The sequence below is a fragment of the Acinetobacter lwoffii genome (assembly GCF_024129715.1).
In the GTDB taxonomy this organism is placed as follows: domain Bacteria; phylum Pseudomonadota; class Gammaproteobacteria; order Pseudomonadales; family Moraxellaceae; genus Acinetobacter; species Acinetobacter lwoffii_U.
Genome location: NZ_JAMXXM010000001.1, coordinates 94,193 through 108,359, shown reverse-complemented (window position 1 = coordinate 108,359; position 14,167 = coordinate 94,193). Strand labels below are relative to the sequence as shown.

The window sequence follows — 14,167 nt, the reverse complement described above, 5'->3', positions numbered from 1 at the left end:
TTCTTTTAAAGCATTTAAAAATACCAATAGTTGATAAAAGACTTTAAGCCAGATTGAGAAAAACTCAATATGATTTTATTGATGACTCAATCTCTTGCGGCAAGGAAATCGATCTATGCAAGTCCGATCAAGGCCAAACATCTTTTATATCGTTATTTTTACAGCTATAAAAAAAGCTCCCGGTTGGGAGCTCCTTTCCGTTTATAAGCAATTATGCATAAACTGGGAATTTAGCACATACCGCTGCAACTTCTTCTTTCACCGCATTGATGACAGCTTCGTCGCCTTTAGCATCCAGGATGTCAGCGATCCAGCCTGCAAGCTCACGTACTTCAGCTTCGCCGAAACCGCGAGTGGTTACTGCAGGTGTACCGATACGGATACCTGAAGTTACAAACGGAGAACGTGGATCGTTTGGTACAGAGTTTTTGTTCACAGTAATGTGAGCAGCACCCAACCAAGCATCAGCTTCTTTACCTGTAATGTCTTGTTTGATTAAAGACAATAAGAACAAGTGATTTTCAGTACCGCCAGAAACTACGTCATAACCGCGTGCGATCAATACTTCAGCCATTGCTTTCGCATTTACCACAACTTGTTGCTGGTAAGCTTTGTATTCAGGTGCCATTGCTTCTTTGAAGCAGATTGCTTTCGCAGCAATCGCGTGAACCAAAGGACCGCCCTGGTTGCCTGGGAATACAGCCGATTGAAGTTTCTTCTCGATTTCTTCGTTTGCTTTCGCAAGAATAAGACCAGAACGTGGACCACGAAGTGTTTTGTGAGTCGTCGTCGTCGTAACGTCAGCAATTTGCACCGGGCTTGGGTAAACGCCAGCAGCAACTAAACCTGCAACGTGAGCCATATCAACAAACAGATAAGCGCCAACTTTGTCCGCGATTTCACGGAAACGCTGCCAGTCAACGATCTGGCTGTATGCAGAGAAACCAGCAACGATCATGCGTGGCTTATGCTCAAGCGCTAAACGCTCAACTTCTTCGTAATCGATCTCGCCAGTTTCAGGGTTTAAACCGTACTGAATCGCATTATATGTTTTACCAGAGAAGCTTACTTTTGCACCGTGAGTCAAGTGACCACCGTGAGCAAGGCTCATACCCAGAACTGTATCGCCCGGGTTAAGAAGCGCTAAGTAAACTGCTGAGTTTGCTTGTGAACCAGCATGTGGCTGAACGTTAGCATAATCAGCACCAAAGAGTTCTTTAGCACGGTCAATCGCCAATTGTTCGATAACGTCTACATACTCGCAACCGCCATAGTAGCGTTTACCTGGGTAGCCTTCCGCATATTTGTTAGTAAGTTTTGAACCTTGAGCTTCCATAACTGCTGGTGAGCAGTAGTTTTCAGAAGCGATTAGCTCAATATGAGCTTCTTGGCGAGCATCTTCATTCGAGATTGCTTGAGCTAATTCTGGATCAAATTCAGCGATAGAGATATTGGCAAACATTAGCGAGGTCCTATTGATTTAGGGCTTTTAAGCCGTGCTAAGATTGGCGCGTATTGTAGCATGAAGTTTTAAATTTTCGATCATGAACTTTATTCAGTTTGCAATAAAAATGGCTCATGTCTAAAAAAACATGAGCCATTCAGATAAAAATAAGTTATTGAATTGGCATTAGAGATTTTACATCTGAAATAATATTAGGAATATTCAGTGCATAGACGCTACCATGATCCCATTTAGTCGCATTTGACTCATCCGTAATATAACGTACTGAAGTTTGTTTCTGATTGGCGAGTGCAACTAAAACATCTGTTGCTGCTTTGGGAACGGTACTATCTGCTGAACCCTGATAAATAATCACTGGCGTAGAAACTTTAACAAGTAAAGGCTGAGAATCTTTTTCCAAGAAGCTCTTTACGACTGGAATATTCATAAAGTTAGTTTGAGTACGCGGATATCCTTCTAAAGTTCCGTTATTTTGAGCATACTGTCCCATTGCAGCACCAAATTTATTACCCAGTACATCATAGCAATCAGTTTCCGCATTCTTGGCGATCTGGTCAGTCGGTGTTTTAAAAATCTGGCTATATTGCAGATTTGGGTTTGGATTACGTAAACCGGCAGTAATCAATGCCGTGAACGTATCTAAAGACGCCAAAGTTTCAATCTTTTTACCCAGATCGGTTTCTTGTCCAGCTTGCGCCTCACCACCTGACAAAATCAGGCTAAAATTAGAAGCAGGTGCTAGAGCCACTGTCCCCTTATAAGTCATTTGAGCAGCTCGTGCTGCATATTGTGCAGCACCTAAAGCTGCCTGTCCCCCTTGAGAATGCCCAACAGCCATCCATTGACTAGATGCATCTGTCCCTAAATAATCTTTTGCAGCGACAACGGCATCGGTAATCGAATAGGCTTCACTCTTGAGATTCAGGAAAGGATGGAGCTCTTTTCCACCAGGCTCACCTAAACCTTCATAATCGGGTGCAACGACCACATATCCCGCTTGAAGAAATCCAGCAATCATATTCCTGATAAAAGGATTCAGTGCATTTCGACTTGGTGCACATTGGTCAGCAACGCCAGTCGTGCCATGAGCCCATGCGACGATCGGCCATCCCTTTGCTGGTGGTGTTCCCTCAGGGGTGAACACCAATGCAGTCGCTTGTGTTTCTTTACCATTAATCCCTAACATCTTATAAGTCATGATCACACTTTCGTCAGCGATCCCGGCGAAATCCGTTTCAGTATAGGCCACCGGGGTTGCCACCACCGGATTGTCTATATCATTTACAGGAAGAGCAGGTTTGGACTCGTAAAAACGATCATTATCACTATCATCGTTACAAGCAGTTAAGGCCACACTTAATGTGAGAAGAGTACAGGTCAATACTTGACGTTTCATCGATCTTATCCTTATCTTATTTATTATCATCTCTAATGAGTTTTTCTGGTTTTATCTTTAACAAACGATAAAACCACATGTAATTTCCCAATTTATCTAAACAATATCAAGAAAAGAATGCGTTATTTTTTCTATTAAATTCGCACCGGTTTAGATTTATTATGAAATCAACAAACTTTAAAATAGAGAATTTCTCCTCTCCAGAACTATACAAATAGTCGTCATACGTTAAAAAGCCTGCAATTAATACAGAAATAAAGCAATTCAATTGTCAGTTGCAAAATAATAATGTTAGATTTTACTCTCCTCTCTTTTTCAGGCACATTTCCGACATGCAGGCCATTATTCTTGATACCGAAACGCATACTTTAAATGGTCAACCCATCGAAATTGCTTATGCGCCTGTCGAAATTGTAGAGCATAAAATCAGTCTGGATAAAAGCCGCCTGTTTGATCAGCTCTACTCATGTGACGAAGCTATTTCTTTTGCTGCCATGGCCGTGCATCATATTCTGGAATCGGATCTGGAAGGTCAGCCGCATTACAGTACCTTTCGCCTGCCTGATGAAACCGTCTACATGATCGGCCATAATATTGATTATGACGTCCGTGCCATCGAAAAATGTGGTGTAGATACTTCAAAAATCAAGGCGATTTGTACACTGGCTTTAGCACGTCGGGTCTGGCCAGATGCGGAAGCACACAATATTTCTGCCCTGATTTATATGATCACCAAAGGCAGCGAAAGAGCGCGTGAAATGATCCGTAAAGCGCATCGTGCCGATATGGATATTATTTTAACGGCCAATATTTTAATGCATATTGTGCATCATTTAAAAATCAACAGTATGCAGGAATTATTCGATGCTTCTGAAGATGCCCGAATTCCACGTACGATTAATTTTGGTAAACATCGCGGCACCGCTATTGCAGAGCTACCTGCTGACTATGTGCAATGGTTGCTGCGTCAGGATGAACTCGATCCTTATTTACGTAAGGCACTTGAAAATACGGCGATCACGACATTATAGAATTTATCAAAATAAACCTCTGTATTTTAATAAATACTTCATATTAATGTAATTTTCACAGACTATGCTCTAGCTGAATTTAAGCAACCATCTATTCAGTTATGATGCATTTTTATAAAACTCAACGTGGGATCGAGGTGCTACAGGATCGCTCCATCCCACTGACCGCACGCCAACGCCGCTTATTGGTTCTGATCGGCAGCCAGGATTTCAACTTATTAAATGATGGCTTAAAGCAGCAGCTTGCTCCTGCCGAACTCTTAGATCAACTTTATGCCATGGATTTAATCGTTCCGGCTGAAACTGGCGAGGTAGCCTTCAGTCAAAAGCAAGCAGACGCGAGAACAGATACAAAAGTTGACCTGGCACACTCCGAGATTCACCGATCGTTGGACTCATCGATAGCAGCGGATTCTGCGACAAAAGATCTAAACTCTAAGATGGAGCCCATAAAAATACTGCAGAACACTCCATCTGCTGAAACGGATTCAAGCCATGAACAAAAGCTGCCTGAACTCAAACCCATGTCTTTTGAAGACCTCAAATATATGATGATGGAAAGCTTACAAAAATATTGTGGCTTGATGGCCAAGCAGCAAATTCACCATATTTTACAGGCGCCGGATGTGCGCAGTTTGAAACTTTGCCAAATGCAATGGATCACATCACTTCAGGAAAGTCGCATTGCTCCTCAACAATTGAATCATATTCTGAAGCAGATTAATTTTGCTTTAGATCAATTGCAGTAAAATGAAGCTCCTGAATAAGAATATCTTAGTCTTTTAAACTCTTAAATAAGCGAGTTTAACAATGAGGCATTGTTAATTATTTAAGATAACTAATTGGTTATTTGATATATTTATATTTAAGCAAAATTTAAAGCTCGAAATATCCGACTTAAGCGTGATAGAAAAAGAATTACAATCCCGCCATATAGGTGAGCATAGACATCCGATTGGATCATGTATATGTCACATTATTTAGAATTCGATGCGTTCGATAATCCCATGCAACTGAGTAAAATTGGCAATTGGGTGATCACCTTTTTAAGTCCGGTTGAAGAACTGCAATTTGTGCAACTGGCGATTACCTACGTGCTTCCCCGCCAGATCAGTGACAGCTTGCAACCGCGCCGTATGTTGATTCAAAAAAGTCCCATTGAGCATCATTGGCTGATTCAGGCCATTGAATGTTTTGACAGCACGACTCGTCAGGAAATTTCTTTAAGCCCTGAGCATACAACCGCACAGCAAACTTTAGCGCAGATTTTGCAAGAATTTGAAAAATATGATGTGGATGTACAGCTTAAACAGATTTAAATACTTGCTCACTCTAGCGAACTTTTTTATTGGTATGGGGAATTTCTTCGGCCAATCAAGGCTCACTACCACGTTGTCTTCTCTTAGAGATTGGATCAGCTTCTGATTATAGCTGCATACATTAGTATCCAAGCGGGCAAATACCAGAGTATAAAAAACTCACCTAAATGGTGAGTTTTTTAACTGCTGAATCGGTGATTTCGGATAAATAAGTTCAATTTTTTTCTACCTATCTGAAGTTCACTGATTAAATTATTCGACAACGCGATAAATATTTGAAGATTGCTGACTTTCAAACAACAACTCAATGCTCGGCAGAATCGTTTCACCATCTACCACGATATGTTCAATTTTCTTGACCAGCTCAGCTGCATGATGAGTGCTGTGCTCTGCAAAGGAACGCAGCATAGCTTTCGCCTCAATCACTTGGCTAAATTGATCTTTCACCTTGATATCAATCATCTTTGACATTTTTCCTTCCTCTCTCATCATCCAATTTGCAGTTTTTTATACCATAATTAGCCAAGCGATTAATCTTCAAGATGTTAGCGAATTTGGCAATGTAAACTTTTTTATCTGGATGGATTATAAGAAAAAAATATTACACTGAATGAATTGCGCAGACATTAAAAAAGCTCGCATTTCTGCGAGCTCTGTGTTGGATGGCTAGTGCTAGATTTATTGTCTGGTGATAAACATCAAACTCAACTAACTGTCATTGATCCGTCCAACTTATCGGTAGCGTCTTATTGGTTTTACGACCTACCATGAGTTCAATATAGCAGTATTTTTTTAACCGACAATACCCTTTTACACTTCTAAAAGAAGTCATATACAAGATTTCAATTGTTATTTTTATAAAGCAGATTAGAATATTTCTGGCTTATCTTACGAAGAATTTTGTATTCATATCATCTTTCTTTAATGTATTGATTTTTAGAAAAATAATTGATTAAACATTCAACTTTCTATTGAATAGCAGGTTTAATACTTTCCTTCACAACCTCTAATGAGCACTTCAAAATTTAAACTGGAATATGATTTTTTATAAAAAAATACTTCCGGAAAAGGACGCACTATTTAAAGAAACTACTGTCATAGAATCTATACTACGAATTTTAAAAGGTTATCTTTAAAAAAATTGGCGACAATTTAATCTCCGATCAAGGTCAATTAACCATATTTTTGTCTGAGTACTTAATCATTGAGATGGACAGATCAAAATTATTGAATAGATTTTCTGAACGTTAAATACCCTATTTTTATTTGTAGCATAGTTAAATATTCAGAACCCTACTCAGCTTTTCAAAGCTACCCTATTTACAGGCAATCGATCTATAAACTCTAAATTTGATCGAAATAAAAACTCCCACTTAATAGAAATTTAATTTTAGATCAACCTTAAACATTGAATATAAATGCAATACAATGCTCATAAATACATCGAGATATATCTAATTTTTTATGTCAGCTAATAATTTTAGGAAACACCTTGATCTCAATTTAAGGCAGTTAATACTTTTATTGGCTATTTTTAGTGTATCTAGCCTTTTTATTATTTCTCTCATTATTAGCTATCAGATCGTAAAAAATCAGTTAATCGACAACTCTCTTGCCTTAAACTCTGATTATGCACATAAAATTGCATTAAGCACAGACAACCATTTTAGAAATATGCTTCTTGAACTGGACTATAGCGCCAAGATATTAGGTCAAGACTTTAATAACAATGAGCTAAGAGAAGCCGAGGTCAATAAATTAAAATATCAGTCTGAACACTATAACAGTGTTGTGATCAGTGACACCCAAGGCAGACTGATAAACTTTTCCCCTAATATTTTGCATATTGATAAAAGCAAAATACAACATACTCAAGGGATTAGTGACTCTCTTCATAAAAAATCGACTTATATATCTTCACCCTATTTTTCTGTGCAAAAAAACATGATTGTGTTTATTTCTCAACCTATTTTTGACAAGTCAAATCACTATCAGGGCTTCATCGGTTCAGCGATTTATTTAAAAGAAAAAAATGTAATTAATCAGCTTCTAACCACTTATAAAAATTATAAGAATAGTTATATGTATGTGATTAACAATGAAAATAAAATTATTTTCCATCCCGATCGTGAAAGAATCGGTCAATTGGCCAGCAATAATACTGGTCTGGAATATATGCATGCGCATAAAAATGGTCAAATTCGTTTAATCAATAGCCAGGGCACTGATAATCTGGCGGGTTTTTCTCATATTCCGACTTCAAACTGGATCGTGGTTTCCCAACAACCCACCCATGATTTACTTAAACAGGCAAATTCTATCCTTTATAAATTAGCCGCAGGATTCTTTTTATTTTATCTGCTTGTTTTTTATATTGTATGGCGACTGTCTGACTCTATCTCGGCCCCGTTGAATCAACTGGCAGATATGGCGAGTTTACTGAATCAGGCAGAAATCGGTTCAAAAATTAAGAATATCCAGCCTTGGTACTATGAGGTCACAAAATTCAAGTTAGCCCTACTGCTCACTGTTCGCAAATTTTCACAACAAATGAGCAAGATGGATCATCATATTAATACGGATCCTTTAACCGGCTTGATGAATCGTCGTGGTTTAAATTACGTCATGACTCAAAACATGAAAATGAACATCCCGTTTTCAGTACTTCTGATGGATGTGGATCACTTTAAAAACGTGAATGACAATTATGGTCATGATCAAGGTGATGTTGTCTTAAAGCATATTGCCAAGACGATGCAGCAAAAATTTCGTAAAGATGATATTTGCTGCCGTTATGGCGGTGAAGAATTTATCATTATTATACCGAACAGCAATCTCACTGAAGTGTATGAAAGTGCGGAAAGGTTCAGAAAAGAGATTGCAGGTAAAGAGATTCAGAATATAGGTCACATTAGCATTTCGATTGGGATTGCTTCTTGGCCAGACAGTTCTAAAAATATTCTAGACGTTTTGAAAATTGCCGATAACAATCTTTATCGGGCGAAAGATGATGGCCGCAACTGTGTGCGATACTAATTTGATTTATTTTTCAGTTTTATAGTTTAAATAAATGGTGCGCTCAGCGGGACTCGAACCCACGCCACAGGCTTCGGAGACCTGTACTCTATCCAGTTGAGCTATGAGCGCATCTTTTTTGGATCGCGCACATCATAACAAAAAAAAGCATAAGGTAAAGCAACTATCTCTAACTTCATCATTTTTATGCTTAAGCTTTATACAATGTTCCAAAACAGCAACACAGAATTGCATGTGAATCACTTGGCTTATTTTGCGAGATCACTCACAATATCTCAACTTTTCACCATTTGAGATATTCATGACTGATGCACTGATCTTAAGGGATGTGTCAAAGACCTATCGCAATGGCTTTCAGGCATTGAAAGGGATTAACTTAAATGTACCAGAAGGTGAATTTTATGCGCTATTGGGGCCTAATGGCGCAGGAAAATCTACTACCATCGGTATTATCAGCTCATTAACAAAAAAAACCTCCGGTACAGTCGAAATTTTTGGTCATAATCTGGATACCCACCCTTCCCAGGCCAAACAGTGCCTAGGTGTAGTACCTCAGGAATTCAACTTTGCCCAGTTTGAAAAAACCTTTGATATTTTGGTGACTCAGGCAGGCTATTACGGCATTCCTAAAAAAATTGCACAGGAACGGGCGGAGCTTTATCTGACCAAACTGGGTTTATGGGAAAAGCGTGCCACTCAGGCCCGCATGTTATCCGGCGGGATGAAACGTCGCCTGATGATCGCGCGTGCCATGATGCACGAACCGAAACTGCTGATTCTGGATGAACCGACGGCTGGTGTTGATATCGAGTTGCGTCGTTCGATGTGGGAATTTTTGAACGAGATGAATGAAAAAGGCACTTCCATCATTCTGACCACACATTATCTAGAAGAAGCAGAAATGCTGTGTCGCCGTATTGCGATTATTGATCGCGGTGTGATTAAAGAAGACACCACCATGAAAAGCTTCCTGAGTCAGCTCAATGAAGAATCGTTTATTTTTGATCTGGCCGAACCGATTGAACCTTTGCATCTGGATATCATCGGCGTGCGTTTTAACCTGATCGATCCGATGACTTTAGAAATCACCATGGACAAGGCACATACCATGAATGATCTGTTCCAATTGCTGGAATCACAAAATATTCAGGTACGCAGTATGCGCAATAAATCCAACCGTCTGGAAGAACTTTTTGTGAAAATGGTCGAGAAAAATCTGGATGGAGCTGCGCAATGAACATTAATCAGCTCAGCGTAGCTTTATATACCATTATCTATAAAGAAGTGCGTCGCTTTATGCGCATCTGGCCACAAACCCTGTTGCCACCTGCAATCACCATGAGCCTGTACTTCGTGATCTTTGGTAATCTGGTCGGCTCACGCATTGGAGAAATGGGCGGCTATAGTTATATGGAGTTCATTGTGCCCGGTCTGATTATGATGGCCGTGATCACCAACAGCTATGCCAACGTCTCATCTAGTTTCTTCAGCTCAAAATTTCAAAAAAGCATTGAAGAACTGATTATGAGTCCTGTACCGATGCATGCCATTTTATGGGGTCATGTATTGGGTGGTGTGATTCGTGGCATATTAGTTGCGATTATTGTCAGTGCCGTGAGCTTATTTTTTGCCGATTTATACATCACCAACTGGTTTGTGACTATATATACAGTCTTGATTACTTCCCTGCTGTTTTCCTTGGGTGGTTTTATCAATGCCGTCTATGCCAAATCTTTCGATGATATCTCGATCATCCCGACTTTTGTGTTAACGCCACTGACCTATTTAGGTGGTGTGTTTTATGCTATTTCGAGCTTAAGCCCATTCTGGCAAAATTTATCTTTAATTAATCCTGTCGTGTATATGGTCAATGCGTTCCGCTATGGCATTTTAGGACATAGCGATGTCAATGTTGCCATTTCACTGACCGTGATTACCTTATGTTGTGCCGTGCTGTATGCAGTGGCCTATCATTTACTCTCCCGTGGTTCAGGAATGCGTGAATAATGAGTGTAGAACAATCTCTCCTTGGTAAAGACACCAATTACCCGACAGAATATCAGCCTGATGTTCTGTTTCCGATTTCGCGCGCGCCTGCCCGTGAACAATACGCACATGTCGAAGCGATTCAGCAAGGTGCAGACTGGTGGCATGTATTTGAAATTTCCTGGTTAAATTCAACCGGTGTGCCGCAAGTGGCTATTGGCCGCATTAGCTTGCCAGCGTCTTCGCCGAATCTGATTGAATCCAAATCCTTAAAACTGTATTTCAATAGCCTGAATTTTGCCAAGTTTGAATCTCAAGATGCCTTTATCACGACGGTCGAAAAAGATTTATCTGCTGCGGCTGAAGCTGAAGTTAAACTGCAATTGTTTCAGGTCGATGAATTAGAGATCAGCAAGCCGGAAGGCATCTGCATTGACGAGCTGACACCTGAGCGCCTAGAAAATCATCCAGATGCCAGTTTATTGGCTTTGGATTCGGATGATGCAGCAGAAGGTGAAATCCAGCTGTATTCACATTTACTCAGAAGTAACTGCCCAGTCACTGGCCAGCCGGACTGGGGAACAGTTTTTATACGTTATCAAGGTAAAAAACCTTGTTATAAGAGTATTTTAGCTTATATTATTTCCTACCGTCAGCATAATGGGTTCCACGAACAATGTGTGGAGCAGATGTTTGCCGATATCTGGCAGCAACTGAAACCGGAAAAGCTGATGGTCTACGCAACCTATACACGCCGTGGTGGATTGGATATCAACCCTTGCCGTGTATCGGATTTAACATGGATGCCTCGCCCTATTCGTTTAGCGCGACAATAAAAAACATTGAGGTTGAACAATGCCATTTTTTGGGTTTATTCCTTCTGCAGAGCTTTTAAATACAATTCAGACTGCACAAAAAAACAAAAATTCAAGTGAGCCGCTTTACCCATTGCGTGATAAAACCGCATTAATGATTAATGATGAAATTATTGATGCGATTCTTACCGAGCTGGTGCGTCGCTTTCCTGCCAGCGATAAACGTGATACTGCGGAAAAACTGGCTGGCTATATCAAGTCGACTGTTGCGGTTTTACTGAAGCAGCTATTGAGTAAAGCGCCGAACGATGTGGTCAGAGAGTCAATTGCATTCTCTGAGCGCAGTCTGTTTAAAGATCCTGAAGGACATTTCCGCATTGGTGAGTCACTAGATGCCAGTCTGGTGACGAATTTAAAACATCATTACGCAGAACTTAAAGCCGGTCAGACTATTGATAAACAAGCGTTCAGCAACCTGTACAAGCAATTTGGTGAAGCGACAGTACGACATTTTATGGTCGACTTTAATAAAACCCTGGATCTTGGCATGATCAAACGCAAGGCAGCAGATATTGGCGCATCTGCAGTGATCAAGGCCATCAATATGGCAGCAGATAAAATCATTCTGAATTTGAATAAAGATGAGCTGCGCGCCATGGCCGAATATCACGACACTTTGTTCTATACAGAATAGTTCAAGATTTTCTACAAATCTTGAGGAATTAGCCTGACTTCGGTCAGGCTTTTTTATGATCAGTGAAATAGCTTGTTACAGATAAGCGACTCTATATAAGACAAACTGCCGTAAAAATAGCCAATCCATCGCTATTTTTGTATAAGCGGCTAGGTCTCTTATTCATCCGAATGTTATCTTTAATCTGGCACTTTAAGCCTCACGATTGAAAAAATTTTATCAATCTTTTTCATGGCATGATTCAAATGACATCGCCAGCAACTCATCAAAAAAACTGGAAATCGTAGCAAGATGTTGAAATCGGATTTTTATAAAAAGTTTAAGCAGCTTTCAATCGCACTTACCGCATTTGGTCTCAGCAGTTTGAGTCTGGCCAACGATTTCCAATATCACCCTTCTTATGCCGCTTTTAAGCAGAATGCCATGCAGAGCTATGGGCTAAGTGCCCAGCAAGTAGATTCCGCCATGAGCGGGACGCGTAACCTGCCCAATATCATCAATATCATGAATCGCCCAGGTGAAAGTAAGCCTTGGTATTCGTATAAGACTAACTTCCTGGCTGAATCTACCATTCAGCGCGGCGTACGTTTTAAACAGCAATATGCAGAAACGCTTAACCGTGCTGAACAGCAGTTCGGTGTACCACAGGCGATCATTCTGGGCATTTTAGGTGTAGAAACCGGTTTTGGTAGCAACAAGGGCTCTTTTGTCACTCGTGATGCCCTAGCAACCTTAGGGTTTGGCTATGAACGTCGTGCCCAGTATTTTCAGGATGAACTGGCTGCTTTAATTGCCTGGTCATATAGAGATGGTGTTGCCACCTCTTCTGTGGTGGGTTCGTATGCCGGCGCTGTTGGCTATCCGCAGTTTATGCCAAGCAACATTCCAAAATTCGGCGTGGACTACGATGGCAATGGTCATATTGACCTCCGTAATTCAGCGGTAGATGCGATTGGCTCGATTGCCAACTATCTGGCACAACATGGCTGGCAACGTAATCAGCCCATTGCCTTTCCCGCACGTTATACCGGTTCAAATCCAGATGCCGTGATTGCCAAAGATCTGACTCAACCTATGCCTTATGGTGTGTTAAAAACGCAAGGCATCAGCCCAATGAATCCAATCGTAAAAATTGACGATCTGGATCTGGTCAATGTAATTCAATTACAAGAGAATTATGGCCCGATTTACTACATCACTTATCCAAATTTTCAAGTGATTACCACTTATAATCGCAGCCGTATGTATGCCACTGCTTTGTGGTTATTAGGTACCGAAATTACCAGCCGTTAACACTAAAAATTAATACAAGTTATGAAAGTCAACATTTTTATGGGTTAATTTGTACGTATTTTAAGCATTTTTAATATTATGTTACAATATTGATTATTTTTTGATCAATAATTGTTTATTTTGCGTTCTTTTTTTAACTATTTTAATTAAACACTAGACAGGGTATTGCCGGCATGAATATTATCCATTTCGTTAAATGTAGTTGCATAAGTTAAATATCAGGCATGTTTATATGGTTTTTCAGCCATTTATGAACAACCAATAGATATGCTGTTAGGAGTTGATTCGATGCATTCTTCAATTTTGAAGTCTTTTATGGCCATTGCCACGATCGTCACGCTGACGCAATCGCAGGCAGATATGGTTCCGTCATCTTCATTCACCAATGAAAATGACAATTCGCGTCTTGCCACGCGAGTACTCAATAAAGAAGCTCAAAGCTTCAATTCAAATTTCACAAATTTGAACAGCCTTTCAATCACTGAGCGTTCTGGCGATAAAGTTCGCCGTGAAACCATTGCAGCGAAAATTGAACTTCCTGCAGAAGAGCCTTCAGTGATTGAAAAACTGAATACAGTGGCTTCTAATACTGTACGTAAATTCAGTCAGACAGGTACAGCGTCTTGGTATGGTCGTCAATTCCACGGCCGTAAAACTGCAAGCGGTGAAACCTTTGACATGAACGCAATGACGGCTGCTCATCGTAGCCTGCCATTGAACTGCTATATTCGCGTAACCAACCGCAATAACGGCAAGAGCGTTGTGGTTAAAGTAAATGACCGTGGTCCTTTCCATGGCAACCGTGTTGTTGATTTATCTTACGGTGCTGCGAAACAGTTAGGTATTACCAGTGCCGGTACTGCAAAAGTCAGTATTGAACGTGTCGCTGGTCCAAATTCTTAAGATTTGACCTGCAACACATTTAACAAAAGCCACAGTAATGTGGCTTTTTTATTGTGCTCATTTTTACAGAAGAATATAAACGCCTCTGCTCAGCACTATCTTAAAGTTCTTTCAATAAAATTTTGGTAGGCTCATCCTGCCTAATAAAATCCCTTCACCTGCATGATTAACTTTTGACCATATCCGGATTCTGCTTTATATTTCCAGATAAGCAAAACATGTTCATGGA

The 14,167-nt window shown here is 40.1% G+C and carries 13 protein-coding genes and 1 tRNA gene; 10 read left to right on the top strand and 4 right to left on the bottom strand.

Features of this window, described 5'->3' with window-relative positions:
- Window positions 1–211: 211 nt before the first annotated feature.
- Together glyA and NI462_RS00530 are read right to left on the bottom strand one after the other, a co-directional pair.
- Window positions 212–1,462 (bottom strand): serine hydroxymethyltransferase, encoded by a 1,251-nt coding sequence (gene glyA, locus NI462_RS00535; RefSeq protein WP_253158665.1) that lies wholly within the window; start codon window positions 1,460–1,462, stop codon window positions 212–214.
- 154 nt (window positions 1,463–1,616) lie between these two features.
- A complete protein-coding gene (locus NI462_RS00530; RefSeq protein WP_253158663.1) occupies window positions 1,617–2,861 on the bottom strand; it encodes an alpha/beta hydrolase in 1,245 nt (414 codons plus the stop codon).
- A 332-nt stretch (window positions 2,862–3,193) separates the two neighbouring features.
- On the opposite strand from NI462_RS00530, the gene NI462_RS00525 reads away from it, so the two are divergent.
- From NI462_RS00525 to NI462_RS00515, 3 genes are all read left to right on the top strand, one after another.
- The gene (locus NI462_RS00525) at window positions 3,194–3,892 is read left to right on the top strand and encodes a DUF3820 family protein (RefSeq protein ID WP_004645595.1); all 699 of its coding nucleotides are present in this window, start codon (window positions 3,194–3,196) and stop codon (window positions 3,890–3,892) included.
- A gap of 101 nt (window positions 3,893–3,993) precedes the next feature.
- Window positions 3,994–4,641: a hypothetical protein gene (locus NI462_RS00520; RefSeq protein ID WP_253158661.1), complete on the top strand. Its 648-nt coding sequence runs from the start codon at window positions 3,994–3,996 to the stop codon at window positions 4,639–4,641.
- A gap of 219 nt (window positions 4,642–4,860) precedes the next feature.
- Window positions 4,861–5,211 carry a hypothetical protein gene (locus NI462_RS00515; protein ID WP_253158659.1) on the top strand — a complete coding sequence of 117 codons (351 nt, stop codon included), beginning with the start codon at window positions 4,861–4,863 and terminating at the stop codon, window positions 5,209–5,211.
- Between the two features lie 252 nt (window positions 5,212–5,463).
- On the opposite strand, the gene NI462_RS00510 is transcribed toward NI462_RS00515, so the two are convergent.
- Window positions 5,464–5,682, bottom strand: a complete 219-nt coding sequence (locus NI462_RS00510) for a hypothetical protein (RefSeq protein WP_184413530.1) — start codon at window positions 5,680–5,682, stop codon at window positions 5,464–5,466.
- 993 nt (window positions 5,683–6,675) lie between these two features.
- Between NI462_RS00510 and NI462_RS00505 the strand changes: the two genes are divergently transcribed.
- Complete coding sequence (locus NI462_RS00505; protein ID WP_253158657.1) at window positions 6,676–8,247, top strand: sensor domain-containing diguanylate cyclase; 1,572 nt, start codon at window positions 6,676–6,678, stop codon at window positions 8,245–8,247.
- Between the two features lie 35 nt (window positions 8,248–8,282).
- On the opposite strand, the gene NI462_RS00500 is transcribed toward NI462_RS00505, so the two are convergent.
- Window positions 8,283–8,358 (bottom strand) — tRNA-Arg (locus NI462_RS00500).
- A 190-nt stretch (window positions 8,359–8,548) separates the two neighbouring features.
- Here NI462_RS00500 and NI462_RS00495 point away from each other — a divergent pair.
- The 6 genes from NI462_RS00495 to NI462_RS00470 all read left to right on the top strand — a co-directional run bounded on the left by NI462_RS00495 (window position 8,549) and on the right by NI462_RS00470 (window position 13,938).
- Entirely contained in the window at window positions 8,549–9,484 is a 936-nt protein-coding gene (locus tag NI462_RS00495; protein ID WP_004645601.1) for an ABC transporter ATP-binding protein, read from the top strand.
- Window positions 9,481–10,254: an ABC transporter permease gene (locus tag NI462_RS00490; RefSeq protein WP_004279041.1), complete on the top strand. Its 774-nt coding sequence runs from the start codon at window positions 9,481–9,483 to the stop codon at window positions 10,252–10,254. The genes NI462_RS00495 and NI462_RS00490 overlap by 4 nt, the downstream gene beginning before the upstream one ends.
- Complete coding sequence (gene queF / locus NI462_RS00485) at window positions 10,254–11,069, top strand: NADPH-dependent 7-cyano-7-deazaguanine reductase QueF (RefSeq protein WP_004279042.1); 816 nt, start codon at window positions 10,254–10,256, stop codon at window positions 11,067–11,069. The genes NI462_RS00490 and queF overlap by 1 nt, the downstream gene beginning before the upstream one ends.
- Before the next feature lie 19 nt (window positions 11,070–11,088).
- Window positions 11,089–11,742 (top strand): hypothetical protein, encoded by a 654-nt coding sequence (locus NI462_RS00480; RefSeq protein WP_129716451.1) that lies wholly within the window; start codon window positions 11,089–11,091, stop codon window positions 11,740–11,742.
- Window positions 11,743–12,033: 291 nt separating this feature from the next.
- Window positions 12,034–13,035 (top strand): lytic murein transglycosylase B, encoded by a 1,002-nt coding sequence (gene mltB / locus NI462_RS00475; RefSeq protein WP_086044586.1) that lies wholly within the window; start codon window positions 12,034–12,036, stop codon window positions 13,033–13,035.
- A gap of 288 nt (window positions 13,036–13,323) precedes the next feature.
- Window positions 13,324–13,938: a septal ring lytic transglycosylase RlpA family protein gene (locus NI462_RS00470; protein ID WP_004279046.1), complete on the top strand. Its 615-nt coding sequence runs from the start codon at window positions 13,324–13,326 to the stop codon at window positions 13,936–13,938.
- Window positions 13,939–14,167 lie beyond the last annotated feature (229 nt).

Excerpts from the sequence above, each read along its gene's own strand:
- glyA (WP_253158665.1), bottom strand. The coding sequence starts at position 1,462 with ATGTTTGCCAATATCTCTATCGCTGAATTTGATCCAGAATTAGCTCAA.
- NI462_RS00530 (WP_253158663.1), bottom strand. The coding sequence starts at position 2,861 with ATGAAACGTCAAGTATTGACCTGTACTCTTCTCACATTAAGTGTGGCC.
- NI462_RS00525 (WP_004645595.1), top strand. The coding sequence starts at position 3,194 with ATGCAGGCCATTATTCTTGATACCGAAACGCATACTTTAAATGGTCAA.
- NI462_RS00520 (WP_253158661.1), top strand. The coding sequence starts at position 3,994 with ATGATGCATTTTTATAAAACTCAACGTGGGATCGAGGTGCTACAGGAT.
- NI462_RS00515 (WP_253158659.1), top strand. The coding sequence starts at position 4,861 with ATGTCACATTATTTAGAATTCGATGCGTTCGATAATCCCATGCAACTG.
- NI462_RS00510 (WP_184413530.1), bottom strand. The coding sequence starts at position 5,682 with ATGTCAAAGATGATTGATATCAAGGTGAAAGATCAATTTAGCCAAGTG.
- NI462_RS00505 (WP_253158657.1), top strand. The coding sequence starts at position 6,676 with ATGTCAGCTAATAATTTTAGGAAACACCTTGATCTCAATTTAAGGCAG.
- NI462_RS00495 (WP_004645601.1), top strand. The coding sequence starts at position 8,549 with ATGACTGATGCACTGATCTTAAGGGATGTGTCAAAGACCTATCGCAAT.
- NI462_RS00490 (WP_004279041.1), top strand. The coding sequence starts at position 9,481 with ATGAACATTAATCAGCTCAGCGTAGCTTTATATACCATTATCTATAAA.
- queF (WP_004279042.1), top strand. The coding sequence starts at position 10,254 with ATGAGTGTAGAACAATCTCTCCTTGGTAAAGACACCAATTACCCGACA.
- NI462_RS00480 (WP_129716451.1), top strand. The coding sequence starts at position 11,089 with ATGCCATTTTTTGGGTTTATTCCTTCTGCAGAGCTTTTAAATACAATT.
- mltB (WP_086044586.1), top strand. The coding sequence starts at position 12,034 with ATGTTGAAATCGGATTTTTATAAAAAGTTTAAGCAGCTTTCAATCGCA.
- NI462_RS00470 (WP_004279046.1), top strand. The coding sequence starts at position 13,324 with ATGCATTCTTCAATTTTGAAGTCTTTTATGGCCATTGCCACGATCGTC.